The organism is Pseudomonas sp. NFACC32-1, assembly GCF_900101215.1.
Lineage (GTDB): Bacteria > Pseudomonadota > Gammaproteobacteria > Pseudomonadales > Pseudomonadaceae > Aquipseudomonas.
This window is the reverse complement of the sequence record NZ_FMUL01000001.1, coordinates 164,961-187,405: the sequence shown is the minus strand read 5'-3', so window position 1 is coordinate 187,405 and position 22,445 is coordinate 164,961. Positions and strand designations below refer to the sequence as shown.

The following is a 22,445-nucleotide window of genomic DNA, read 5'->3' as shown; positions in this document are numbered from 1 at the left end:
GGGTGCATTCCTTGGTGTGTGCGTTGTGTGGTCGCCATATTAATCGATTAAACTCATGACAAAAGCGGAAAAAATCCGCTATACCATTCGAATTATTAGATCATTTCCGCAGAGCGACCTTTTGCTCCCTGGGCTCCAGCGACTCTCGCTCTCGATCAAACGCCAGATAGTACTTGTTCACACTATTAACGTAGCTGACGGCGCCCATTCCCACCTGCTCCATGGCAATGCGCTCGACCTGAAAGAACCACTGGTTGGGGTTCAGGCCCCGTCGCCGGGCCTCGGCACGCATGCCCTGCACCCGTTCCGGTCCCATGTTGTAGGCAGCCAGCACGAAGGCCATGCGTTCACGTTCGTTGAGTTTGGGGCTGGAGAAAAACTTGCGACGGATCAGGGCCAGGTATTTGGCGCTGGCCTGCACATTCGCATCCAGGTTCTGGATATTGCCCACACCCACCCGCTGGGCCGCCGAAGGCGTGATCTGCATCAGTCCCGTGGGACCGCTGCCGCTGCGGGCACTGGGTTGCAGGGCAGACTCCTTGAACGCCAGGGCCGCCAGGTTCAGCCAGTCCATGTTCTGGGCCTCGGCGTGCTTCTGCAGCACCGGACGCAGCGTCTCCAGACGCTGGCGATTGGCCCGGGCCAAGGGATTGTGGACCTGGTACAAACGACGATAGATACGCAGGAACGCCGCGTCCTGGTTGGACGGAACCTTGTAGGTGGTCAGGAAGCCATTGATGCTCGCACGCAGCATCGCGGCGTCGCGGCGGACAAACCAGTGCTCGCTCTGCGGCTCGCCAATGGGCACCTGTCGATCGAAACGCAGCTTGGGCAGGATCTTGCCCCAGCGCTCGGCAATGGGTTGTTCGACGATCGTCAGGTGAAAGATCCCGCCCTGGACCATCTCCAGTACATCTTCAACCGCCAGGCTGGGATCGACCCATTCGATCTTCACCGCAGGCAACTTGAGCAGCGCCAGTTTCTGGTTGATCTGGTTCACCGCGTCCCCCGCGGCACTGCCGTTGGGCAGGGCCAGGGTCTTGCCGGAGAGCTGCTCTACGCGGGTGTAACGTTTCTCGCCCTTGATGCCCACCAGCAGCAATGGCACATCGGACCGGATCGGATCGCTGGCGCTGACCGCCTGGCCTGCCTGGGGTTCGAGCAGTTCGCCCGGCGCCACGAGGTCGCCTTCGCCACGGTGCAAGGCGCCGAGCAACTGATCCTTGGCCGTGGGGATGATCTTGAGAGTGATTTGCTGGCCATCGCGGGCATGGCCGTTGAGGTACTGCTCGAAGGCTCGCAGCCGGTGATATTCGACACCGATGGATTGCCCCTGGACTTCACCGGAACTGTTACGACTCTGATTGACCAGCACCTTGAGCACGCGACTGCTGCGGATCTGCGCCAGATCACGCACGGTACCCGGCGCCACAGCTTGTACTGGCCCGGGCAGCCGTGCTTCGGCCGGCATCGGCAAAAGCAGCGAACAACACAGCAGTAACAACACCTGAGGACGTACCATCCACACTCCGGAAGGATACCGACGCTCGCCTTCCTCAGAATCGAGGCTTGAGCCGACGGAAACAGAGCGCCTGGGGCGCTGAAAAGTGCGCAAGACTGGCACAGCGCTGGCATTTATACCAACCCGACCTGTCTCGTGGCCTCAACAGACAGCCTCAACTCGTTGTAGTTCTTGGCTTTTCTTATAAATCTACAGCTCTGGTATGCTTTCGGGCCCTTGGGCCGAGGTAGCACCATGCAACTCATCGATATCGGCGTCAACCTGACCAACCCCAGTTTCGTCGACAAACACCAGGCGGTGCTCGAGCGCGCCTATGAAGCCGGGGTTTGCCAACTGATCCTGACCGGCACCAGCATCGACAGCAGCGAACAGGCGATCGAGCTGTGCCAGCGCCTCGATGAAACCGGCGAGCGGCTGTTTTCCACTGCCGGCATTCACCCGCACAGCGCCAGCGAATGGACCGACGACAGCGCCCGGCGTCTCAAGGATCTGCTCAAGCAAGGCCGCGCCCGGGCAGTAGGCGAATGCGGGCTGGATTTCAATCGGGACTTCTCCCCTCGCCCACAACAGGAGAAGGTCCTGGAGGAGCACCTCGCCCTGGCGACGGAACTGCAGCTTCCGGTCTTCCTCCACGAACGCGACGCCGACCAGCGCCTGCTGGAAATTCTCCGGGACTTCCGCGACCGCTTGCCCGCCGCCGTGGTGCATTGTTTCACCGGTGAAAAAAAAGCACTGTACAGCTACCTCGACCTGGACTTGCACATCGGCATCACCGGCTGGATCTGTGACGAGCGCCGCGGCACGCACCTGCACCCGTTGGTGCGCGACATCCCTCGCGGCCGACTGATGCTTGAAAGCGATGCGCCGTACCTGTTGCCGCGCACGCTGCGCCCCAAGCCCAAGAACGGTCGCAACGAACCGGCCTATCTGACAGAGGTCTTGCGCGAAGTCGCCTTGCACCGAGGCGAATCCCGGGAAGAGCTGGCGGTCCACAGTACCGCGTGCGCCAGGGCCTTTTTTGGTTTGCCTGTGATTTGCGGCTAGCCCTATCCAACGGCACACGGCATCCGTTGACCCATATCAAAATGCGCCGCGCTGAATAGCATCAGAATAATGGCACCTTGCCAAAACTGTTTCCGCTATCAGAGAAGACCTTCCATGGGTGCCTGGCTTAGCAATATCTCACTGAAATACAAATTCTGGGCGGTCAATGCGGTGGCCTTCGTGACCACCCTGCTGCTCGTCCTTTACGCGGTGCATCTGGAGCAACAGGCCCGCAACCACGCGGCCCTGGCGAATGCCCAGGCCCAGGCCCGGCTGCTCGATCGCTGGCCTGCCGGACAGGCCCTGCCCAAGACCGATTACCTGCTGAGCTTCCCCCGAGGCCAGGTGCCCGTTTTCGAGGACCAGCCATTACCGGCGTTGGAGGGGGCCGCAGGCCGGGTCGAATTCGACGCCAGTCCCTTGTTCGGTGAGCGGCCGCTGCTGGGCGCCGAAGTGATCCAGCGAAGCGACGGCCAGCAGCTCGCCGTACTGGTCCCTGGCGCAAGCCTGAGCCAGGTATTCAGAGAACGCTTCAGCCAATACGCGGTGGCGGTATTCGTACTGATGCTGGCGATGCTGGGGGCGTCGCAGTTGTTGATCCGCTTCCTGCTCAGCCAACTCAACACCCTGAAGGACGTGATGCTGCACGTCGAACGGACCGGCGACCTGTCCGCTCGTGTGCCTCTGGCCTGCCGGGATGAAGTGGGCCAGATGGCCGCGGCATTCAATGCCATGCAGGCCGGTTATCAACGCGTGGTCGATACCGTGGCCAGCACCGCACGCCAATTGGACAGTGGAGCGGCACGCCTGGCATCGAGCATGAACGATGTGCGCCACGGCATGCTCGGCCAGCAGAGCGAAACCGATCAGGCGGCGACGGCGATCAACGAAATGTCCGCCACGGTGTACCACATCGCTCAACATGCCGGCGCCACCCGCGACCTGTCGAAAACCGCCGATACTCTGGCGGGCAATGGCCGAGAGGTGGTTGGCCGTGTGCAGCAATCGATCACCGGGCTTTCCTCCGGTGTGCAGCAGACCGCCGAAATGATCCAGCGCCTGGCCGAAGACAGCCAGAAGATCAACGGCGTGGTCAGCGTCATCCACAGCATCGCCGAACAGACCAACCTGCTGGCCCTCAACGCGGCGATCGAGGCAGCGCGAGCCGGGGAAATGGGCCGAGGCTTCGCCGTGGTGGCCGATGAGGTGCGCAACCTCGCCAAGCGCGTGCAAACCTCGACGGACGAGATCACCGGCATGATAGCGGCCCTGCAGGCAGGCACCCGGGATGCCGTGGATTTCATGCAGGAAAGCTCCTACAAGGCTGACGATTGCGTACAACAGGCCCGCGAGGCAGGCGAGGCGTTGGAACAGATCACCGGGGCGGTGGCACAGATGCGCGAGAGCAATACCCAGATCGCCGTCGCCGCCGAGCAGCAGAGCCAGGTCGCCGAAGAAATGAACCGGGCGGTGGTCAGCATTCGCGACGTCACCGAAAACACCGTGCGCCAGACAGTGGACTCGGCCACCACCAGCCATGACCTGGCGACCCTGGCCGGCGAACTGAACAAGGCGATCGGGCAACTCAAGCTCTGAGCCCGCGATTCAGCACCAGCCCTCTCCCGCACTGGGGGTCATGCTGTTCATTTAGCGAATTCGAAGGGCGGACGGCTTTACGCACTGGGGCGGGCTTTCTTGATTTTCAAGCGAGCCCAACAGTCAATCCCGCCATTGCCTTTTGATTCTATCGCCCCGATAAGCAACCTCGATTCGCCGGTCCAACGGTCGACGCCTATTCTTCACCCATATGTGTAGACGAATCGAGGAACAGCATCATGGGCAAACGTCACCCCAACCTTGCCGCCTGGCAATGGCGTGCCTACCCTGACAATCACCGTCACCCGACCAACCTGGTGCTGCACCTGATTGCCGTGCCGCTGTTCATCGTTGCATTCCTGCTGATCGTGTCGGGGGTGTTCGGCCTGAACCTGGCGAATATCGCCATCGGTGTGATCGGCGTGATCGCCGCGCTGGGCTTGCAGCGCCACGGCCATGGTCTGGAGGCACAGGCCTCCGAACCGTTCAGCGACCGCAAAGACGCGGTATCGCGGCTGCTGGTGGAACAGTTCCTGACCTTTCCCAGGTTCCTGTTCAGCGGTGGCTGGTGGCGCGCCTGGCGGGACCGCCACCGGCGCTGAGTCGCGAGCTCCCTTCAGCCGAAGATGGTCACTGTCTGCCGGCTCATGGCGATGAGGCGCCCATCGGCGCTCCAGAATTTCGCGGCGACATGACCGTAGCCGTCCTGGGCGTGCTCGATCTCGGCCAGGTACTGGCACCAGTCCAGCGTCGTGAGTTCCAGCACCGGCTGGACGAATTCGATGGTCCAGGTGAGTGTGCTGCCCGGAGCCATTTGCGTCAGGTGGGGCAACAATGCCGGAGGCCAGGCGTCCACCAACGCCAGGATGTGGGCCTCGTTGAGCGGCTCTTCCTTCACATCCCCCCGTAACCGTACCCAGCCGCCCATGCTCCGGGATTTGTTGCCCGTGAACGGCAGGCCGCCGACGCTCCAGCGCATTGCCAGATGCCGCATGAATTCCGGGGTGGCGCCCTTGACGTAGGGCAACTCCTGGCACTGCTCCACATTCGTGAAGGACGGCGCGGGGTCGGCCTGTACCGCCACCACGGAAGCACGAGAGGCGCCGAAACTGCCCTGGACCAGGGTGACCACCTGGCCCTTCTGCACCGCTCGCCCCACCACCTGGCTGACCGCCTTGCCTTCGCGCAACACCTCGACTTCGAAACTGACAGGTACGTCCGGCTCGACCGGACCGACGAAAGTGATCGCCAGCGAACGCACCGGACGATCCGCCGGGACCCGCGCACGCATCGCCTCATACTGCAACGCCGCCACCAACCCACCAAAACTGGCGCGCCCCTGGCCCCATTCGGGCGCGATGGTCACTGCATCTGGCTGGCGACGCACGGCATCGATCAAATCGGAAAAGCGCATGACAACCTCGAAAGTGGGGAAGAACGATGAACGGATCTTAACCAGCCCGTGCGAGCGGCACAGCGCTCATTCCGGCCAAAGAAACGGACAGATAGGCCGCAGCTTTTCAAATCCACCCTTGATCGACCGCGGGAGCGAGTGTGCCCGCGAACCCGTCATCCGTGACAAGAGGAATACGGGAGACAGCGCTCCCGTGGGGAAAATATGCAGCCAGGATTCAGGACTTGTCGAAGCAGTCCGCTATCAGCTTGTCGAGCACCTTGTCGGACTTGGCCTCGGCCTTTTCCATGGTGATCCGCCAGCTCGGCACGCAGGATTGCAGGTCGTGTTCCTGCTCGGCCCTGGCCAGCCATTGCCAGCAATCGTGCCAGTCCCCCAACGCGGCCTGGGCCGACTTGAGCCGAGGCATGGCCGCCTCGGGCAGGCGATCGAGTTCGGGATAGGCTTCGATGGCGTAGCGCACGCGTTTGATCAACAAACGCAAGCGATGACGGTCGTGAGCCGGATCGTCCAAGGCTTCACCGAGTTTCTTCCATTGCTTGTCCAGGCGCTTTTCGATGCGCTTGCGCAATCCCTTGAGCAACCCCTGGCGCTGGGCGGCACGAATGAAGCGTGGGAAGGCATCGAGGATCATCAGCAAGTGCCCCAGCTCGGGGCTCGCGGCGACGGCGCGATAGGCTTGGGCCATCTGCAGCTGACGGTGCTGAGCGGCTTGCGGCTTGCCGTGCGCCTCCAGGTAGGCCGCCAGTACTTCCCGGTCCCGCAATGGCGTGGTCAGGGTGCCGACCGCCGAGGCGGCCGCTTCGAGTTGTTCGACCCCGGGTAACCCGCGCAACGGGCGAAGCAGGCTGCGCAGACGGCGGACCGTGGTGCGCAGGTCATGCAACGCTTCGCTGTCGGTATGGGCATTCAGGCGGGCCTGGCAGGCCAGCAGGCGGACTTCCAGGCCCAGTATCCGGGCCACCAGCCGATCGATCATGGGCTTACTCCGTTAGCAGCGCCAGGCTGCAAGCCTCACAGGCACAACGCCTCTCTTGAGGCTTGCAGCTTACAACGTGTCGCTGCTTTTATCGCCCCGCGCGGGACTCACGAATGTAGAAACGCGCTTTCTCGGCTTTCTTGGTGCAGCCTTCAAAGGCTTCGAATTGTTGCTGGGTCTTGGCGCCTGTCAGCAACGACAGGGCCTTGGAATAGCTGACGGTACCGGCAAAGCCTTCGGCCTTGGCCAGGTCGAGTTCACGCCAGGCACTGTCGAGCTGGCTGCCGCAACTGTCTCGGTACGCGGTCTTGCCGGCGCAACCGGCCAGGGCCAGAACCATCAGGGATGCCACCAGGGGCAGGCAGATCCGGGCTTTCATTGATAACACCTCAAGGTCAACAGTCGTGCTGGTAAGACGATCCCGCCGGCAAAAAGTGCCAAGGCCCGACCGCGTTAATTCAAGTGTGGGCGAGCATACAAAAATGCCACACCGGTGTGTCAAAAAACGACGCTCGCGCCACAACGATTGAGCCGGGCCGTCGATGAGTGCATTGTTGAAGCCTGTTCGACAAGAGGCCAGGTCATGACAAAACGTGTCGCATTGGTATTGGGCTCGGGTGGTGCACGGGGCTACGCCCATATCGGGGTGATCGAGGAGATCGAACGGCGTGGCTACGACATCGCCTGCATTGCCGGTTGTTCCATGGGGGCCGTCGTAGGCGGGATCTATGCCGCGGGCAAGCTCGACGACTATCGCAACTGGATCGAGAGCCTCGACTACCTGGACGTGTTGCGGCTGGTGGATGTCAGCTTTCGCCTGGGGGCGATTCGCGGGGAAAAAGTCTTCGGGCAGATCCGCAAGATCGTCGGCGAACTCAATATCGAAGACCTGCGCATTCCCTATACCGCGGTGGCCACCGACCTGACCAACCAACAGGAAATCTGGTTCCAGGAAGGTTGCCTGCACCAGGCGATGCGGGCCTCGGCGGCCATCCCCAGCCTGTTCACGCCGGTGATGCAAGGCAATCGCATGCTGGTGGATGGCGGCCTGCTCAATCCGTTGCCGATCGTGCCGGTGGTGTCCAGCCACTGCGACCTGATCATCGCGGTCAACCTCAATGCCACGAACCAGAGGCAATACCGCCTGCCCGTCATCCCGCGACCCGCAGCATTCAGGCGTCGCTTCGACACCCTGGTCAGTTCCCTGGGCTCGCGCCTGCCGTTTCGCCGCAAACAGGCCGAACAACTGCTGTTACTGGAGCAGGAAGCGCTGAGAGCCGAGGCCGCCGACATCAACCCCTGGCTAGAATCGGCCGAACCCGAGGGCCAGCAACCGGCCGCGGCGCCGGAATCCGAAGGCGCCCCGAAATCCGCCACCGGCTCGTTCATCATCGATAACGTCGGCCCGGCCTCGCTGCTGGACCTGATCAACCAGAGCTTCGAGGTCATGCAGACCTCCCTGGCCCAATACAAGATCGCCGGCTATCCGCCGGATGTGCTGATCAACGTGCCCAAGCGCGTGTGCCGTTTTTTTGAATTCTACAAGGCGCCGGAACTGATCGCGCTGGGCAGGGAAATCGCCAGTGACACCCTGGATCGGTATGAAAGTGAACAGAGCTGAAGCAACAATTGAGGCAAGGCTTGGCTGAAGACCGAGGGGTTAAAAACCACCCTCTCCCAACAACCGATACCCCACCCCCGCCTCGGTCACGATGAATCGGGGACGGGTCGGATCATCGACGAGCTTTTGCCGCAGGTGGCCGACCACGATCCGCAGGTAATGGCTGTCCTCGATATGGGTCGGCCCCCAGATGTCCTTGAGCAACTGCTGTTGGGTGATGACTCGCCCCGGATGGCGCGCCAACTGCGCCAGCACTGCATATTCCTTGCGGGTCAGGGCCACTTCGGCGCCGTCCAGCAGCACGCGGCGATAAGCCAGGTCCACAGTCAGCGGTCCGATGGTCAGCGCCGCTTCCCGTGCTTCCCCCGTCGGGACCTGGCGCAGCAGGGCACGGATCCGGGCCAGGAATTCCTGGATCCCGAACGGCTTGGTCACGTAGTCGTTGGCTCCGTTGTCCAGCGCCTCGACCTTCTGCGCTTCGCTGGCGCGCACGGATAGCACCAGCACCGGAACCGTCGACCATTGGCGGAACTCACGCAGTACCTGCTGGCCGTCCATGTCCGGCAGGCCCAGGTCGAGCACCAGCAGGTCCGGCTTGTTCAACGCCGCCTGGGCCAGGCCGTCGCTGCCCGTGGCGGCCTCCAGCACTTTGTAGCCCTGGGAAGCCAGGCTGATGCGCAGGAACTTGCGGATCTGCGGTTCATCGTCGATGACCAAAAGTGTGGCGGTCTGGTTCATGGGGTCCGTTCGGTATAAATAGATGGCAGGAGAATATCCCAGTCCGGCTCAGGCTTCATCGTCCATGCCCGGTTGTGCCTGCAAGGGCAGGTGCAAGGTGATGCAGGTTCCACGCCCGTCGAGCCCGTCATCCACACTGATTCGCCCACCGTGGGCGCCGACCATGCCCTGACAGATCGCCAACCCGAGCCCGGTGCCCTGCCCGCCTCGATCGCCGCGCGCAGCGGTGTAGAACATGTCGAAGATTTTCTCGCGCTCTTCAGCCGGAATGCCCGGCCCCTCATCGGCCACGGCAAAGAACACTTCGCGGTCCGTCGCTCCGGCGCTCAGCAACAGACGCCCCTGGGCCGGCGAAAATCGCGCGGCGTTCTCCAGCACATTCACCAGGGCCTGCTCGATCAGGGCCGCATGGATATGCAGCAGCGGCAGTTCGGCAGGTACCTCGACGCTGACCGCCAGGGGCGCCAGTACCGCCCGAAGTCGATTGAGCGCACTGCCCACGATATCGGCCGGCGCCACCCAGTCCCGCGCCAGCTTCAAGGCGCCATGGCCCAGGCGGGTCATGTCCAGCAGGTTCTGGATATAGCGATCCAGCCGCTCGGCTTCATCCCGGGTGCCCTCGAGCAATTCGCGACGATCCGCCAGCGGGATCGCCTCCCCCAGCGCCAACAGGCTGTCGATGCTGCCGCGCATCGCAGTCAGCGGCGTACGCAGGTCGTGGGACACCGAAGCCAGCAAGGCGCTACGCAATTGCTCGGTCTCGCCATGCAGGCGCGCCGCTTCCAGATCCTGGGCCAGCTGGGCCCGCGCCAATGCCTGGGCCAGCGGCTGGCTGAGGGCAGCCAGCAAACGACGCCGCTGGCCATTCAACGGCTTGCCGTCCTTGGGGCATGCCCCTAGCAACGCCAAGGGCCCTCCTTCCACCGACAGTGGCCACCACCACCAGCGTCCGGATGGCAGCGTCCCGGTGCCGGCGCCCGCTGGCTGGTCATGCTGCCAGGCCCAGTCGGCGGCAGCGCGCTCGGCCTCGGTAAAGGTCAGCGGCTCGCCGGTCTCGACTTTCCAGCCAGCCTGGCCATCCCGGTTGAGCAGACACAGTTGCAAATCGTGCCAACCGTCGAAGTGCTGCACGGCGGCACTGATCACCGCCTGCCTGTCTGTGGCGGCGGTGAGTTTGCGGGACAGGTCGAGCAATACCCCGGTTTCCTGCTGGGTGTCGCGCAGGGCCTGCAACTGGCGACGCTGGCGGGCGGCGAGATTGCCGGTCAGGGCCGCCATCAGCAGGAAGAACACCAACGTCAGCACATCTTCTTCGCGCTGGATGGTGAAGGAAAAATTCGGCGGGATGAACAGAAAGTCATAGGCCAGGAACGACAGCGCCGCGCAGGCCAGCGCCGGGCCAAGGCTGCTGCGCACCGCCACCAGCAATACCGCCATCAGAAACACCAGGGAGATGTTGGGCAATGCCAACAACCCGGAGACACCCCAGGCCAGCGCACTGGCCGCCATGGTTGCAATCAGCGCCAGCGCGTAGTCGAATCCGCTGCGCGCGGCGTCCGAGCGCACATGGGCGGGACGCGGCTGTTCATCGCTGTCCAGCACGTTGATCTCCAGCCCCCTGGCGTCTCGCAGCAACCGCGACGCCAGGCCGCCGCCGAACAGTCGCCTGCGCAGACGCGGTCTGGACTGTCCCACCAACACCAGCGTGGCACGACGCTCGGCGGCATGCTGGATCAGGGTCCTGGCCACTTCGCCGGCCCGCAGCAACACCACCTCTCCTCCCAGGCGTTCGGCCAGTTGCTGGGCCGTTTGCAGGCGCTGGCGCGAGGGTTCGTCCCGGGCGCTGCCGTTGTCCACGTGCACCAGGCTCCATGGCAAATGCCGACGTTGGGCGACACGGCTGGCATGGCGCACCAGGCGTTCGGCCTGGGCGTCGCCATCCACGCCCACCAGCAGCCGGCCCCGCACCGCCGGAGCGGCCTGGCCCATCTGTCGGTAGCCCTGGGTCAGGTCCTTGTCCACCTGGGCCGCGGCGGTCTGCATCGCCAGTTCGCGCAAGGCGGTAAGGTTGGTCTGGCTGAAGAAGGCATCGATGGCTGCCCTGGCCTGCTCCGGCACGTAGACCTTGCCATCGCGCAGCCGTTCCAGCAGCTCACGAGGAGGCAGGTCGATCAGCAGCAGCTCGTCGGCCTCTTGCAGGACCCAATCGGGCAAGGTCTCGCGAACCTGCACGCCGGTGATGCCACGCACCTGGTCGTTGAGACTTTCCAGGTGCTGGACGTTCACGGTGGTATAGACATCGATGCCGGCGGTGAGCAGCTCCTGGATATCCTGCCAACGCTTGGCATGGCGACTGCCAGGCGCATTGGTGTGGGCCAGTTCGTCTACCAGCACCAGGGTCGGCCGCGCGGCGAGCAGACCGTCGAGGTCCATTTCTTCGAGCATCACACCGCGGTATTCCGAGCGCACCAACGGTTGCTGCGCCAGGCCACCGAGCAACGCCTCGGTTTCAGTCCGACCGTGCGTCTCCACCACACCGGCGATCACCTTCACGCCCTGGCGCAGTTGGGTGTGGGCCGCTTGCAGCATGGCGTAGGTCTTGCCGACTCCGGGGGCCGCGCCAAGAAAGACCTTGAGTCGACCACGATCATGACGGGGCAGATTGGCTAACAGTGCGTCGGCACGATCGGAGTCGCTCATAGCAAAGGGATCTCTTGTCTCTGGATAGTGATGCAGTGAATTCTCCCGGCGCCTTCGCAGGCAGGCCCGCTTCGACAGGTTCAGCACAATCCCCTGTGGGAGCGGGCCTGCCCGCGAAGGCGGCCTGGCCGGCTAGAGCTTTTCCAGCGCCAGGTTCAATGCCAGGACATTGACCACCGGCGGCCCCACCAGGGGCTGCTCGATGTGTGCCTCCAGCAATTGCTGCACTGCGGAAACCGGCAGGCTGCGCGCTGCGGCGACACGCGCCAGTTGATAGGCAATCGCAGCCGGTGGCAAGTGCGGATCGAGGCCACTGCCGGAAGTGGTGAGCAGCGCCAGCGGGACCGGCCCCTGGCCGGTCACCTGGAGCTTGCGAGCCTCGTCGGTGACACGCGCCGCCAGGGCCGGGTTGCTCGGGGAAAGGTTGCTGGCGCCACTGGCGACCGTGGCGAAAGCGCCGGCCGATGGCCGTGGATGGAACCAGGCATCGCCCTGGAAATCCTGGGCGATCAACATCGAACCGCGCACCTTGCCATCAGCATCCCGGACCAGGCTGCCATTGGCCTGGGCGGGAAAGGCCACTTGCGCGACTCCCGTCACCACCAGCGGATAAGCGACACCTGTGATCAGGGTCATCAGCAATAACAGGCTCAAGGCCGGGCGTATCAGTGTGGACATCTCAGAATCCTCGAATTGGGACAACAACCTCTAGCGGCGTGCAGACCGGTTGGCCGGCATCAGGCTCAAACCAGGTTCAACGCCGTCAGCAACATGTCGATTGCCTTGATGCCTACGAAGGGCACCACGATCCCACCCAGGCCGTAGATCAACAGGTTGCGCCGCAGCAGCGCCGCGGCACTGGCCGCCTGCACCCGCACGCCTCGCAGCGCCAGGGGAATCAGCACCACGATGATCAGCGCGTTGAAGACAATGGCCGAGACAATCGCGCTTTGCGGACTGTTCAGGTGCATCACGTTCAGCACACCCAGCTGTGGATAAATCGAAGCGAACAACGCCGGCAGGATCGCGAAATACTTGGCGATGTCATTGGCAATGGAAAAGGTGGTCAGCGCTCCGCGGGTCACCAGCAATTCCTTGCCGATCTGCACCACATCCAGCAACTTGGTCGGGTCACTGTCGAGGTCGACCATGTTGGCCGCTTCCCGCGCCGCCTGGGTGCCGTCATTCATCGCCATGCCGACATCGGCCTGGGCCAGGGCCGGCGCATCGTTGGCGCCGTCGCCGCACATGGCGACCAATCGACCGTCGTTCTGCTCGTGACGGATACGCGCCAGCTTCTTCTCCGGGGTGGCTTCGGCCAGCACGTCATCGACACCGGCCTCGGCGGCGATCGCAGCGGCCGTCAGCGGGTTGTCGCCGGTGACCATCACGGTACGGATACCCAGCTTGCGCAGCTCGGCAAAGCGTTCGCGAATGCCAGGCTTGACCACATCCTTGAGGTGGATGGCCCCCAGCAGCCGCCCATCGACACACACCAACAACGGGGTGCCGCCACTCTGGGCGATCTTGTCGATCTCCCGGGCCAGCACCGTGGGCAATTCGCTGCGTGGCAGGCCGACGAATTCCAGCAGGGAATCGACGGCCCCCTTGCGATACTTGCGCCCTTGATAATCGACACCGGACAAGCGGGTCTCAGCGCTGAAGGGGACGGCTGTCAGCAGTTCGACGGCGGGCTCGGGCTGTGGATGCAGGCCGCGCAGGTACTCGACGATAGACTTGCCCTCGGCGGTTTCGTCGGCCAGCGAGGCAAACAGCGCGCCTTCGGCCAGCTCCTTGGCGCTGACGCCCGGAGTGGCATATACCGCGGCACAACGACGATTGCCGAACGTGATGGTGCCGGTCTTGTCCAGCATCAGCACATGGACGTCCCCTGCCGCTTCCACCGCGCGACCGGACTTGGCGATCACGTTCAGGCGCACCAGCCGGTCCATGCCGGCGATGCCAATGGCCGACAGCAATCCGCCGATGGTGGTGGGAATCAGCGTGACCAACAGCGCCACCAGGAACACCAGCGGCAGGCTGCCGTTGGCGAAATGAGCGAACGGCTGCAACGTCACGACCACCAGCAGGAAGATCAGGGTCAGGCCGATCAGCAAGATATCCAACGCCACTTCGTTGGGCGTCTTCTGGCGTTTGGCGCCCTCCACCAGGGCGATCATGCGGTCCAGGGTGGATTCACCGGGGTTGCTGGTGATTCGCACCAGCAACCAGTCGGAAACCAGGCGAGTGTTGCCCGTGACGGCCGAGCGGTCCCCACCGGATTCACGAATGACCGGTGCCGACTCCCCCGTGATGGCGGCCTCGTTGACCGCGGCGATCCCTTCGATCACCTCGCCATCGCCCGGAATCATCTCGCCCGTCTCGACGCGCACCACATCGCCCTTGCGCAAGCCACTGGCGGGAATCACTTCAAAGCCAGCGGCAACCTGACGACGAGCACTCAGGCCCTCGCTACCGGCCTTGAGGCTGTCGGCCCGGGCCTTGCCACGTCCTTCGGCCAAGGCTTCGGCGAAGTTGGCGAACAGCACGGTGAACCACAGCCAGAGCGCGATCTGCGCCGCCACGAAGACCGGCACGACACTGTCGGGAATGAAGCACAGCACGGTGGTGAAGACCGCGGTCAGCTCCACCACCAGCATGACCGGGGCCCGATACAATTGCCGCGGGTCGAGCTTGACGAAGGCTTGCTTCAGCGCAGGCCGCCACAGTGTAGCGACCGAAGTCTTCGGTGATTGGGTGGCCTTGGTGGCGACCGTTTCGGTTGCAGGCATATTCATCATCGGTTCCTCAGAAGCCCATGCTCAGGTGTTCGGCAATCGGGCCCAGGGCCAGGGTCGGCAGGAAGCTCAGGCCGCCTACCAGCAGGATGGTCACGGTCAACAGGGTCACGAACAGCGGCCCGTGGGTGGGGAAGCTGTTCTGCCCGACCGGCGCGGTCTTCTTGAGCGCCAGGCTGCCAGCCAACGCCAGTACCGGCAGGATGTAGCCGAAACGACCAATCAACATGCCCAGGCCCAGCATCAGGTTGTGAAACGGCGTATTGGCGCCGAAACCGGCGAATGCCGAACCGTTGTTCGCCCCTGCCGAGGTATAGGCGTACAGCAATTGGCTGAAACCGTGGGCGCCAGGGTTGCTCACTGCGGCTGATGGTCCCGGCAGGCTCGCGGCGACAGCACCGAGCACCAGGACACTGACGGGCATGACCAGCAAGGTCACCACCAGCAACTGCACTTCCCTGGCACCGAGTTTCTTGCCCAGGTATTCAGGCGTCCGACCGATCATCAGGCCTGCCAGGAACACCGCGATCAGCACGTTCAACAGCATCCCGTAGAGTCCGGCACCCACGCCGCCGAAGATCACCTCTCCCACCATCATGTTCACCAGCGCGACCATGCCGCTGAGAGGGTTGAGGCTGTCATGCATGGCATTGACCGAGCCGTTGGAGGCCGCCGTGGTGGTCACCGACCACAGCACCGTCGCGGTGGTGCCCAAGCGCGCCTCCTTGCCCTCCTGTGGCGCGACCTGCTCCACGGCGGCGTCAGCCAGTGCCGGGTTGGGCTGGTATTCAGCCCACAGCGAGGTAGCACCGCCCATCAGGAACAGCACGAGCATGCAGGCGATGATCGCCCGGCTCTGACGCAGGTCCTTGACGTAGTGGCCGAAGGTAAACACCAGCGCGGCGGGGATCAGGATGATCGACGCGACTTCGAACAGGTTGCTCCAGGCCGTCGGGTTTTCGAACGGATGCGCCGAGTTGACACCAAAGAACCCGCCACCGTTGGTACCAAGTTGCTTGATCGCGATCTGGCTGGCCGCCGGCCCCAGGGGGATCACCTGGTCCGCGCCCTGCACCGTCACGGCGTGAACGTAATGCGCGAAGGTCTGCGGCACGCCCTGCCATACCAGGAACAAGGCCAGTAACAGACACAACGGCAAGAGCCCGTAGAAAGTGGCACGGGTCATGTCGACCCAGAAATTACCCAGCGTCGAGGCGGACCGGCGCCCGATGCCACGACACAGTGCCACCAGCACCGCCAGGCCGGTGGCGGCGCTGACGAAGTTTTGCACGGTCAGGCCGGCCATCTGGCTCAAATAGCTCAGGGATGCCTCGCCGCTGTAGGACTGCCAATTGGTATTGGTCATGAAGCTGACGGCCGTGTTGAAGGCCTGGGTCCACTCCATGCCGGGCAATTGCTCGGGGTTGAGGGGCAGGTAACCCTGTAGCAGCAGGATCGCGAACAGCAACACGAACCCCGCCAGGTTGAAGGCAAGCAAGGCCAGGGTGTATTTCTGCCAGCTCTGCTCGGTGCCGGGGTCGACTCCGGCCAGGCGATAACAGCCGCGCTCTACCGGGCCGAGAACGGGTGACAGCCAGGTCCGCTGCCCCTCCATCACTCGATAGTAGAACCGCCCCAGGAACGGTGCCGGAATCAGCACCAGCGCGAAAAAGGCAAGCATCAATCCGTAGTCATAACCGTGCATGGCTGCTCCTAGCTCCGATCTGCGCGCAACAGCGCAACCAGCAGATAAATGAACAGCGCCACTGCCAGGAGCAGTGACACCCCGTCCAGAACACTCATGGGATTTCTCCGTGTTACGGCGTCGTGCCGTGATGGAGTCATTGTCTGCAGGGTGGCTGTAAAGGAACGAGATCGAGGGTGGGGTTGGGGGATAAAGAATTTGTAAAGATCGGGACTTGTGGAGAGTCATGGAGCGCGTTCGTAACCAGGCTTGCCATACGTGGGGACCCCGAACCTGCCCGCGAAGAGGTCCGCCCAGGCACCGACGCTCCTGACTGGGGCACAAAAACAGGTAATCCGGCGGCTAACATCCCCGATACGACACGATTTCCCTCATTACGACCGGCCGAACCATACTGGCACGCCCACTGCACTGCCCCATCCCAGCGCTTTTGCTACTGATCGAGGGGGAGCCACCGATGAACACACAACTCAAACCCACCCTGGGCACCCTGCATCTATGGGGCATTGCCGTCGGGCTGGTGATTTCGGGCGAGTATTTTGGCTGGAGCTATGGCTGGGGCGTCGCCGGTACACTGGGTTTCCTGGTGACCTCATTCATGGTCGCGGCCATGTACACCTGTTTCATCTTCAGTTTCACCGAACTGACCACCGCCATCCCCCATGCTGGCGGTCCGTTCGCCTACAGCCGCCGGGCCTTCGGCGAGAAAGGCGGCCTGATCGCCGGGCTGGCGACGCTGATCGAGTTCGTCTTCGCGCCACCGGCCATCGCCCTGGCCATCGGCGCCTACCTGAACGTGCAATTCCCGGCCCTGGACCCGAAGCATGCGGCGGTCGGCGCCTATATCGTCTTCATGATTCTGAACATTCTCGGGGTAAAACTGGCGGCCACCTTCGAGCTGATCGTCTGTGTCCTGGCGGTAGCTGAACTGCTGGTCTTCATGGGCGTCGTGGCGCCAGCGTTCAGCTTCAGCAATTTCGCCCTGAACGGCTGGGCCGGTTCGGATGTGTTCGGGGCGCCGGCCATTGCCGGTATATTCGCCGCAATCCCCTTCGCCATCTGGTTCTTCCTGGCGATCGAAGGCGCCGCCATGGCCGCCGAAGAAGCCAAGGATCCAAAACGGACAATTCCCAAGGCCTACATCAGCGGCATCCTGACCCTGGTGTTCCTGGCCATGGGCGTGATGTTCTTCGCCGGTGGCGTGGGGGACTGGCGCACCCTGTCGAACATCAACGACCCACTGCCCCAGGCAATGAAAGCCGTGGTCGGCGATAACTCCGGCTGGTTGCACATGCTGGTGTGGATTGGCCTGTTCGGCCTGGTGGCGAGCTTCCACGGCATCATCCTGGGCTACTCGCGCCAGTTCTTCGCCCTGGCCCGGGCCGGTTACCTGCCCGCCTCCCTTGCCCGGCTGTCCCGCTTCCAGACACCGCACCGAGCCATCATCGTCGGAGGTGTGATCGGCATCGCAGCCATCTACAGCGACGGCCTGATCAATCTCGGCGGCATGAGCCTGACCGCGGCAATGATCACGATGGCCGTGTTCGGCGCCATCGTCATGTACATCATGAGCATGCTCAGCCTGTTCAAGCTACGCAAAACCGAACCCAACCTGGAGCGTACTTTCCGCGCACCGGGCTATCCGATCGTGCCGGGGATCGCCCTGGTGCTGGCGGTGGTATGCCTGGTGGCGATGGCCTGGTTCAACATGCTGATCGGCTTGATCTTCGTCGGCTTCATGGCAGTGGGCTTCGTCTATTTCATCCTCACGGCGCAACTGCGCGCCGATGCGCCGGCCGATGCAATGCTGACCGGGCTATGAAAGCGAAACAGGCATAACGGGCGTAGTATGGAACCACTGCGAACAGCCTTCGCTCATAAGTGGTAGGACATTGGCCGGCGAATACTCGTTTGGCCACTGCCCCTCAAGGAGAATCCTATGCCCTGGTATGCCTGGTTGATCCTGATCGTGGCAATCGGCTCGATCGTTGGCGGCCTGATGCTGCTGCGCGACACTGCCAACAAAGTCGAGTTGACCGATGAGCAACGCAAGCGCGTTGCCGAGCGCAATGCGCAAATGGATGCGAAAGAAGCCAAGGACCGTTGAATCCGAAATGAATAGAGCCTCTGTGGCGGGGATTTATCCCCTCACCACAGAGGGCAGTGCATTGCCGCGCCTGTCGTGTTACTTCTCCCAATCCGCCTTGGCAATCTGCAAGCCATGCAACCCTTTGTATGCCGCCCGCTCAGGTTGGCTCCAGCCCTCCAGCAAAGAATCCTCCAACCGATAGATCTCAACCCCCAGTGGACGACAGACGCCAAGGGGATCCTGCGCATCCGGCCCCCACATCGCCACGGACAAATCCCCACCAGGGCACGTCGATAACGCACATAGCAGATCGATCTCGGCGAAGAACTCCAGGTAATCGCCCTGCCGCGCCGGGCAGGCCTTCATGAAATACATGTCGTCATGGTTGAGTCCGGTGCACTGGAAAATATTCAGCACGTCGTGCACGTCGAACTCGGTCAATCCATGGGGCAACACCGCACGGGTCAGGTTCGAGTGGCAATGGTGATGGAAGTCCTCGCCTGTGAGCATTTTGTTCACGTACGGATCACAGCGTGTCCCCAGCAGATCATGCAGCCGTCCACCATGCTCGTCGATGCCATAAGCGGCCAGGCTGTCATCGGTGATGGTCACCAAAGGACGCAGGAATGGCAGGTTCGACCACAGCCGGTCATGGGTACTGACATGAGCGCCCTGCAACTGACGGGTACGTGCCGCCCACAGGCGCTCCCGTGGATCATGAGCGTTCCAGACGTTGAAGTCCCCTACCTGCGGCCCCACCGGCGTAGTGACCCGGAACACGTGCCCCGCCGGGACGTGCCAGGCTCGACCGGTACGGATTGGCACTTCGAACTGTTCGATCAGGGTGCGTTTGTCCTGCTGAGCGCGGATGCGGTCGTAGAAGGGCTTGTCCACTTGCAGGGCTGAGCCTTTGCTGACCTGATAGGCGGCTGGATAGTCTTTGTACATGACAGGAGTCCTTGATCAGTTCTTTGAGGTGGAAGACAGCAGCTGCAAGAGCATCTGCTCGGAGTCGTCCAGGTAGACGCTCATCGCTTCATGTGCCCCATGCTTGTTGCCTTCCGCCAGCCAGTCATGGATCTGCCGGTCGCGGGCCAGCCAAGGTGCCTGGAAGCGCGGCTCATCGGGGGCGCAGAAGAACGCCAGGCGCAATTGCGCAACCACGTTGGTAAAAAAATCATCAAGCAGGGGGCTGCCCAACAACCCAACGATGTGCTGGTGAAATGCCAGGCTGTGCGTACCGACCGCCCGCCAGTCTTCACGTTCCCGGGCCAGCTCGGCGGCGTCAAGCGCGTCGAGCATCCGGTCGGACCGATACGTGGCAAGTGGCTGGCTGTTCATGATCGCCTGGAGCTCCAGGGTGCGCCGAACCTTGAAGAGGTCCCGCACATCGTCACTGTCCAACCTGCGAACCATCACACCCTTGTTGCGCACGTAACGGGCCAGCCCTTCCTGCCCCAGGCGATGCAACGCTTCACGAATGGTATTGCGCGACGCGCTGTAGGCGGACACCAGGTCGTTCTCCACCAACGCCATGCCGGGCAACAAGCCACCGCCGATGATATCGGCGCGCAGCTCGAGGGTGATCTGGTCGGCCAGGGAAAGACCAATGTTCATATTCGGAGCCTCAGGATTGTTCAACAATCGGTTGCAAATGAGTAATCACAATCCATGCCAGGCAATCGTGTACCCGCCACAGTGGATGCAGCTACTCATCGTTGCCTCGTCTTCCAGACGCAAAAAGGCCAGTCATATGACTGGCCCCTCTTCTACCTCACTTCAGTTCACGTCCAGCTTTTCGCGATTTCTGTCCAGAATCGCCTTGCCAATCCCCTTGACTTCCAACAACTCTTCAACCGAGGAAAAGGCTCCATTCGTTTCCCTGTATGCAACAATTGCCTTGGCCTTGGCCTCGCCTATACCCGCCAGCTCACGTTGCAGCGTAGCAGCGTCCGCCTCGTTGAGATTCACTTTGGCGCCTTCCGGCCTGGTCGATACCTGTGTGACCTGCGGCGCTGCCGTTGTCTCGGGCTTGACCGCTGGCGCAGCGATTGCGGCAATAGAGGCGCTGGTCAGCAGGGCAAAAACCAGGGAATAGAAATAGCCTGTACGCATAAGTGACGCTCCATGACATCGTTAAGAGAGAAGCAGCTTTTCCGAAGCTGCTTCTCAAACTTAGGCGATGATGGGGTGGTGTCAAAAGCGTGTACGTTACAGCGTGTGTAACAATCAGGGTTCGAGGCGACGCTGCTGATAGATCCAGTCGACAATCTCTCCGTCCGGCGCGTAGCCACTGACGGTATCGCGAAGCAACTGGCGGACCCTGGTGTAATCATCCTGTTCAATCGCTGCCAGCAGTTCGGCCAGCCTGGCCTTGAGCACATCCCAGGGCAGGTAATCCTCGTTGGCGCTCATGATCATCGGATGCTGGGTGGCAACCACGTTGTCACCTATCAACAACTCTTCATACAGCTTCTCACCAGGGCGAAGACCGGTGAATTCGATGGAAATGTCTCCGTGGGGATTTTTTTCCGAACGAATGCTCAAGCCAGACAGATGGATCATTTTCTCCGCCAACTGGACGATTCTTACCGGCTCCCCCATGTCCAGAACAAACACATCGCCCCCCAGCCCCATGGAGCCTGCCTGGATCACCAACTGCGCAGCCTCGGGAATGGTCATGAAATAACGCGTGATCTTCGGGTGAGTAACGGTCAACGGTCCGCCGGACTTGATTTGTTTATGGAACAGAGGAATCACCGAACCGGACGAGCCCAGCACATTGCCGAACCGAACCATGGTGAAACGGGTTTTATTAACCCTCGAGACATTGGCCTTATCGCCGAACAACACTGGCGCCAATTCACGACTGAGGGCCTGCAGAGTCAGCTCAGCAAGCCGCTTGGTACTACCCATCACGTTGGTGGGCCGTACTGCCTTGTCCGTCGAAATCAATACGAAGTTCGATACCCCAGCCTGCAGCGCTGCTTGCGCCGTATTAAGCGTACCCATGACGTTGTTGAGCACACCTTCGGCAATGTTGTGCTCGACCATGGGGACATGTTTATAAGCCGCGGCGTGATAGACCGTATCGACATTCCAGGTCTTCATCACATCCAGTAACTTGCCCTGATCCCGGACCGAACCCAGGATGGGTAACAGGCGAACGGATAGAGACTCACGTGTGATCCGTGGTTCCAACTCAGACAGAATACTGTACAGGTTGAATTCGCTATGTTCATACAACAATAACGTTGTGGGCTTGAGTGCCAGGATCTGCCGGCACAACTCCGAGCCGATCGATCCGCCCGCTCCGGTCACCAATACCGACTGCCCTGTAATACAGTGCTCGAGCAAGTCAGGTTGGGCGGGGACCGCATCTCGCCCCAGAAGGTCAGCGATGTCCACCTCCTGGATGTCGTCGACCTTGACCCGGCCACTGGCCAGGTCCATGAATCCCGGAACACTGCGTACATGCAGCGGGAATCCTTCGAGCAGGGTCAATATCTCTCGACGGCGGCCGCGGGAGGAGGAAGGAATGGCCAGCAGAATTTCCTGGGCACCGGTCGCATCTATCATCTTCTGGATATGCTTGGGTTCATACACCTGGAGCCCGGCGATGATGCGATCCGCGATGCTGCTGTCGTCGTCGATGAAAGCGACAGGTCGCATCACCCGCCCCATCCGCAATGCGGCCACAAGCTGATTACCCGCCGCACCGGCACCATAAATGGCGACCTTGGGCAGGCCGTCGTCACGACTGGTAAACGGCACATGCTGGGCTGCGGCGAACCAGTCTCCCAGGAAGTACTGCCGCATCATCAGTCGAAGACCGCCAATCATGATCAGGCTCAACCACCAGTAGTTGAAAATGATCGAGCGCGGCACGACAGTTTTGTGATTGCTGTACCAATACACCACGAGAGCGAGAAGCAGGGCCGAAAGGCTGACCGCCTTGCAGATGGTAATCAGCGCATCGTTACCGAAATAACGCATGACGGCGCGGTACATGCCAAAACGGATGAAGATCGGAATCGCGATCAGCGGAGCGGACGAGAAAAGCCAGAGGTGCGTCTCGATCGGAGTTGCCAACGCGTCGACGCCCAGGCGGACAACAAATGCCAGCCACAAAGCGAGCCAGACCAGAATAACGTCCATAGCCAGCTGTATTGCCCGCTTGTGGCGCCTCGGCAGTCCCAGCAACGCTGTTCTCAATTTGTCCATAAACCCTTCACGCAC

General features: G+C 62.1%; 20 protein-coding genes. 6 read left to right on the top strand and 14 right to left on the bottom strand.

Annotated elements, in window-relative coordinates; all coding sequences use genetic code 11:
• Nucleotides 1–100: 100 nt before the first annotated feature.
• Nucleotides 101–1,522 (bottom strand): MltF family protein, encoded by a 1,422-nt coding sequence (locus BLP99_RS00815; protein WP_072458099.1) that lies wholly within the window; start codon nucleotides 1,520–1,522, stop codon nucleotides 101–103.
• Between the two features lie 234 nt (nucleotides 1,523–1,756).
• Between BLP99_RS00815 and BLP99_RS00810 the strand changes: the two genes are divergently transcribed.
• The 3 genes from BLP99_RS00810 (at nucleotide 1,757) to BLP99_RS00800 (ending at nucleotide 4,764) form a co-directional block, all read left to right on the top strand.
• A complete protein-coding gene (locus tag BLP99_RS00810; RefSeq protein WP_072389289.1) occupies nucleotides 1,757–2,566 on the top strand; it encodes a TatD family hydrolase in 810 nt (269 codons plus the stop codon).
• Between the two features lie 114 nt (nucleotides 2,567–2,680).
• On the top strand, nucleotides 2,681–4,162 hold the full coding sequence (locus tag BLP99_RS00805; protein WP_072389291.1) for a methyl-accepting chemotaxis protein: 1,482 nt from the start codon (nucleotides 2,681–2,683) through the stop codon (nucleotides 4,160–4,162).
• Between the two features lie 239 nt (nucleotides 4,163–4,401).
• Nucleotides 4,402–4,764, top strand: coding sequence for an Mpo1-like protein (locus tag BLP99_RS00800; RefSeq protein WP_072389293.1), 363 nt, complete (start codon nucleotides 4,402–4,404; stop codon nucleotides 4,762–4,764).
• A gap of 14 nt (nucleotides 4,765–4,778) precedes the next feature.
• On the opposite strand, the gene BLP99_RS00795 is transcribed toward BLP99_RS00800, so the two are convergent.
• From BLP99_RS00795 to BLP99_RS00785, 3 genes are all read right to left on the bottom strand, one after another.
• Nucleotides 4,779–5,576, bottom strand: a complete 798-nt coding sequence (locus tag BLP99_RS00795; protein ID WP_072389295.1) for an acyl-CoA thioesterase — start codon at nucleotides 5,574–5,576, stop codon at nucleotides 4,779–4,781.
• Nucleotides 5,577–5,793: 217 nt separating this feature from the next.
• A complete protein-coding gene (locus tag BLP99_RS00790; protein WP_092179507.1) occupies nucleotides 5,794–6,555 on the bottom strand; it encodes a CHAD domain-containing protein in 762 nt (253 codons plus the stop codon).
• Between the two features lie 88 nt (nucleotides 6,556–6,643).
• On the bottom strand, nucleotides 6,644–6,934 hold the full coding sequence (locus BLP99_RS00785) for a hypothetical protein (RefSeq protein WP_039588883.1): 291 nt from the start codon (nucleotides 6,932–6,934) through the stop codon (nucleotides 6,644–6,646).
• A 204-nt stretch (nucleotides 6,935–7,138) separates the two neighbouring features.
• Between BLP99_RS00785 and BLP99_RS00780 the strand changes: the two genes are divergently transcribed.
• Complete coding sequence (locus BLP99_RS00780; RefSeq protein WP_072389299.1) at nucleotides 7,139–8,176, top strand: patatin-like phospholipase family protein; 1,038 nt, start codon at nucleotides 7,139–7,141, stop codon at nucleotides 8,174–8,176.
• Between the two features lie 39 nt (nucleotides 8,177–8,215).
• Here the strand turns inward: BLP99_RS00780 and BLP99_RS00775 are convergent, their stop codons facing one another.
• The 6 genes from BLP99_RS00775 to kdpF form a co-directional block, all read right to left on the bottom strand.
• On the bottom strand, nucleotides 8,216–8,914 hold the full coding sequence (locus BLP99_RS00775; RefSeq protein ID WP_072389301.1) for a response regulator: 699 nt from the start codon (nucleotides 8,912–8,914) through the stop codon (nucleotides 8,216–8,218).
• Between the two features lie 48 nt (nucleotides 8,915–8,962).
• A complete protein-coding gene (locus BLP99_RS00770) occupies nucleotides 8,963–11,614 on the bottom strand; it encodes a sensor histidine kinase (protein ID WP_092179505.1) in 2,652 nt (883 codons plus the stop codon).
• A 132-nt stretch (nucleotides 11,615–11,746) separates the two neighbouring features.
• Complete coding sequence (kdpC, locus tag BLP99_RS00765; RefSeq protein WP_072389305.1) at nucleotides 11,747–12,292, bottom strand: potassium-transporting ATPase subunit KdpC; 546 nt, start codon at nucleotides 12,290–12,292, stop codon at nucleotides 11,747–11,749.
• Between the two features lie 65 nt (nucleotides 12,293–12,357).
• On the bottom strand, nucleotides 12,358–14,412 hold the full coding sequence (gene kdpB, locus BLP99_RS00760; RefSeq protein ID WP_092179503.1) for a potassium-transporting ATPase subunit KdpB: 2,055 nt from the start codon (nucleotides 14,410–14,412) through the stop codon (nucleotides 12,358–12,360).
• A gap of 10 nt (nucleotides 14,413–14,422) precedes the next feature.
• On the bottom strand, nucleotides 14,423–16,117 hold the full coding sequence (gene kdpA, locus BLP99_RS00755) for a potassium-transporting ATPase subunit KdpA (protein ID WP_072389309.1): 1,695 nt from the start codon (nucleotides 16,115–16,117) through the stop codon (nucleotides 14,423–14,425).
• 8 nt (nucleotides 16,118–16,125) lie between these two features.
• Entirely contained in the window at nucleotides 16,126–16,215 is a 90-nt protein-coding gene (kdpF, locus tag BLP99_RS00750; RefSeq protein ID WP_053155116.1) for a K(+)-transporting ATPase subunit F, read from the bottom strand.
• 359 nt (nucleotides 16,216–16,574) lie between these two features.
• Here kdpF and eat point away from each other — a divergent pair, with 359 nt between their 5' ends.
• Both eat and BLP99_RS00740 read left to right on the top strand, forming a co-directional pair.
• Nucleotides 16,575–17,939 (top strand): ethanolamine permease, encoded by a 1,365-nt coding sequence (gene eat / locus BLP99_RS00745; RefSeq protein WP_072389311.1) that lies wholly within the window; start codon nucleotides 16,575–16,577, stop codon nucleotides 17,937–17,939.
• Nucleotides 17,940–18,056: 117 nt separating this feature from the next.
• Nucleotides 18,057–18,224, top strand: a complete 168-nt coding sequence (locus BLP99_RS00740; protein ID WP_072389313.1) for a DUF2897 family protein — start codon at nucleotides 18,057–18,059, stop codon at nucleotides 18,222–18,224.
• A gap of 78 nt (nucleotides 18,225–18,302) precedes the next feature.
• Here BLP99_RS00740 and BLP99_RS00735 read toward each other — a convergent pair whose 3' ends face one another.
• The 4 genes from BLP99_RS00735 to BLP99_RS00720 all read right to left on the bottom strand — a co-directional run bounded on the left by BLP99_RS00735 (nucleotide 18,303) and on the right by BLP99_RS00720 (nucleotide 22,430).
• Nucleotides 18,303–19,154 (bottom strand): urea carboxylase-associated family protein, encoded by an 852-nt coding sequence (locus tag BLP99_RS00735; RefSeq protein ID WP_072430299.1) that lies wholly within the window; start codon nucleotides 19,152–19,154, stop codon nucleotides 18,303–18,305.
• 15 nt (nucleotides 19,155–19,169) lie between these two features.
• Nucleotides 19,170–19,823, bottom strand: coding sequence for a GntR family transcriptional regulator (locus BLP99_RS00730; protein WP_072389317.1), 654 nt, complete (start codon nucleotides 19,821–19,823; stop codon nucleotides 19,170–19,172).
• Nucleotides 19,824–19,985: 162 nt separating this feature from the next.
• Nucleotides 19,986–20,321 (bottom strand): ComEA family DNA-binding protein, encoded by a 336-nt coding sequence (locus tag BLP99_RS00725; protein WP_072389319.1) that lies wholly within the window; start codon nucleotides 20,319–20,321, stop codon nucleotides 19,986–19,988.
• Between the two features lie 114 nt (nucleotides 20,322–20,435).
• Nucleotides 20,436–22,430 (bottom strand): polysaccharide biosynthesis protein, encoded by a 1,995-nt coding sequence (locus BLP99_RS00720; protein WP_072458106.1) that lies wholly within the window; start codon nucleotides 22,428–22,430, stop codon nucleotides 20,436–20,438.
• Between the last annotated feature and the right edge of the window lie 15 nt (nucleotides 22,431–22,445).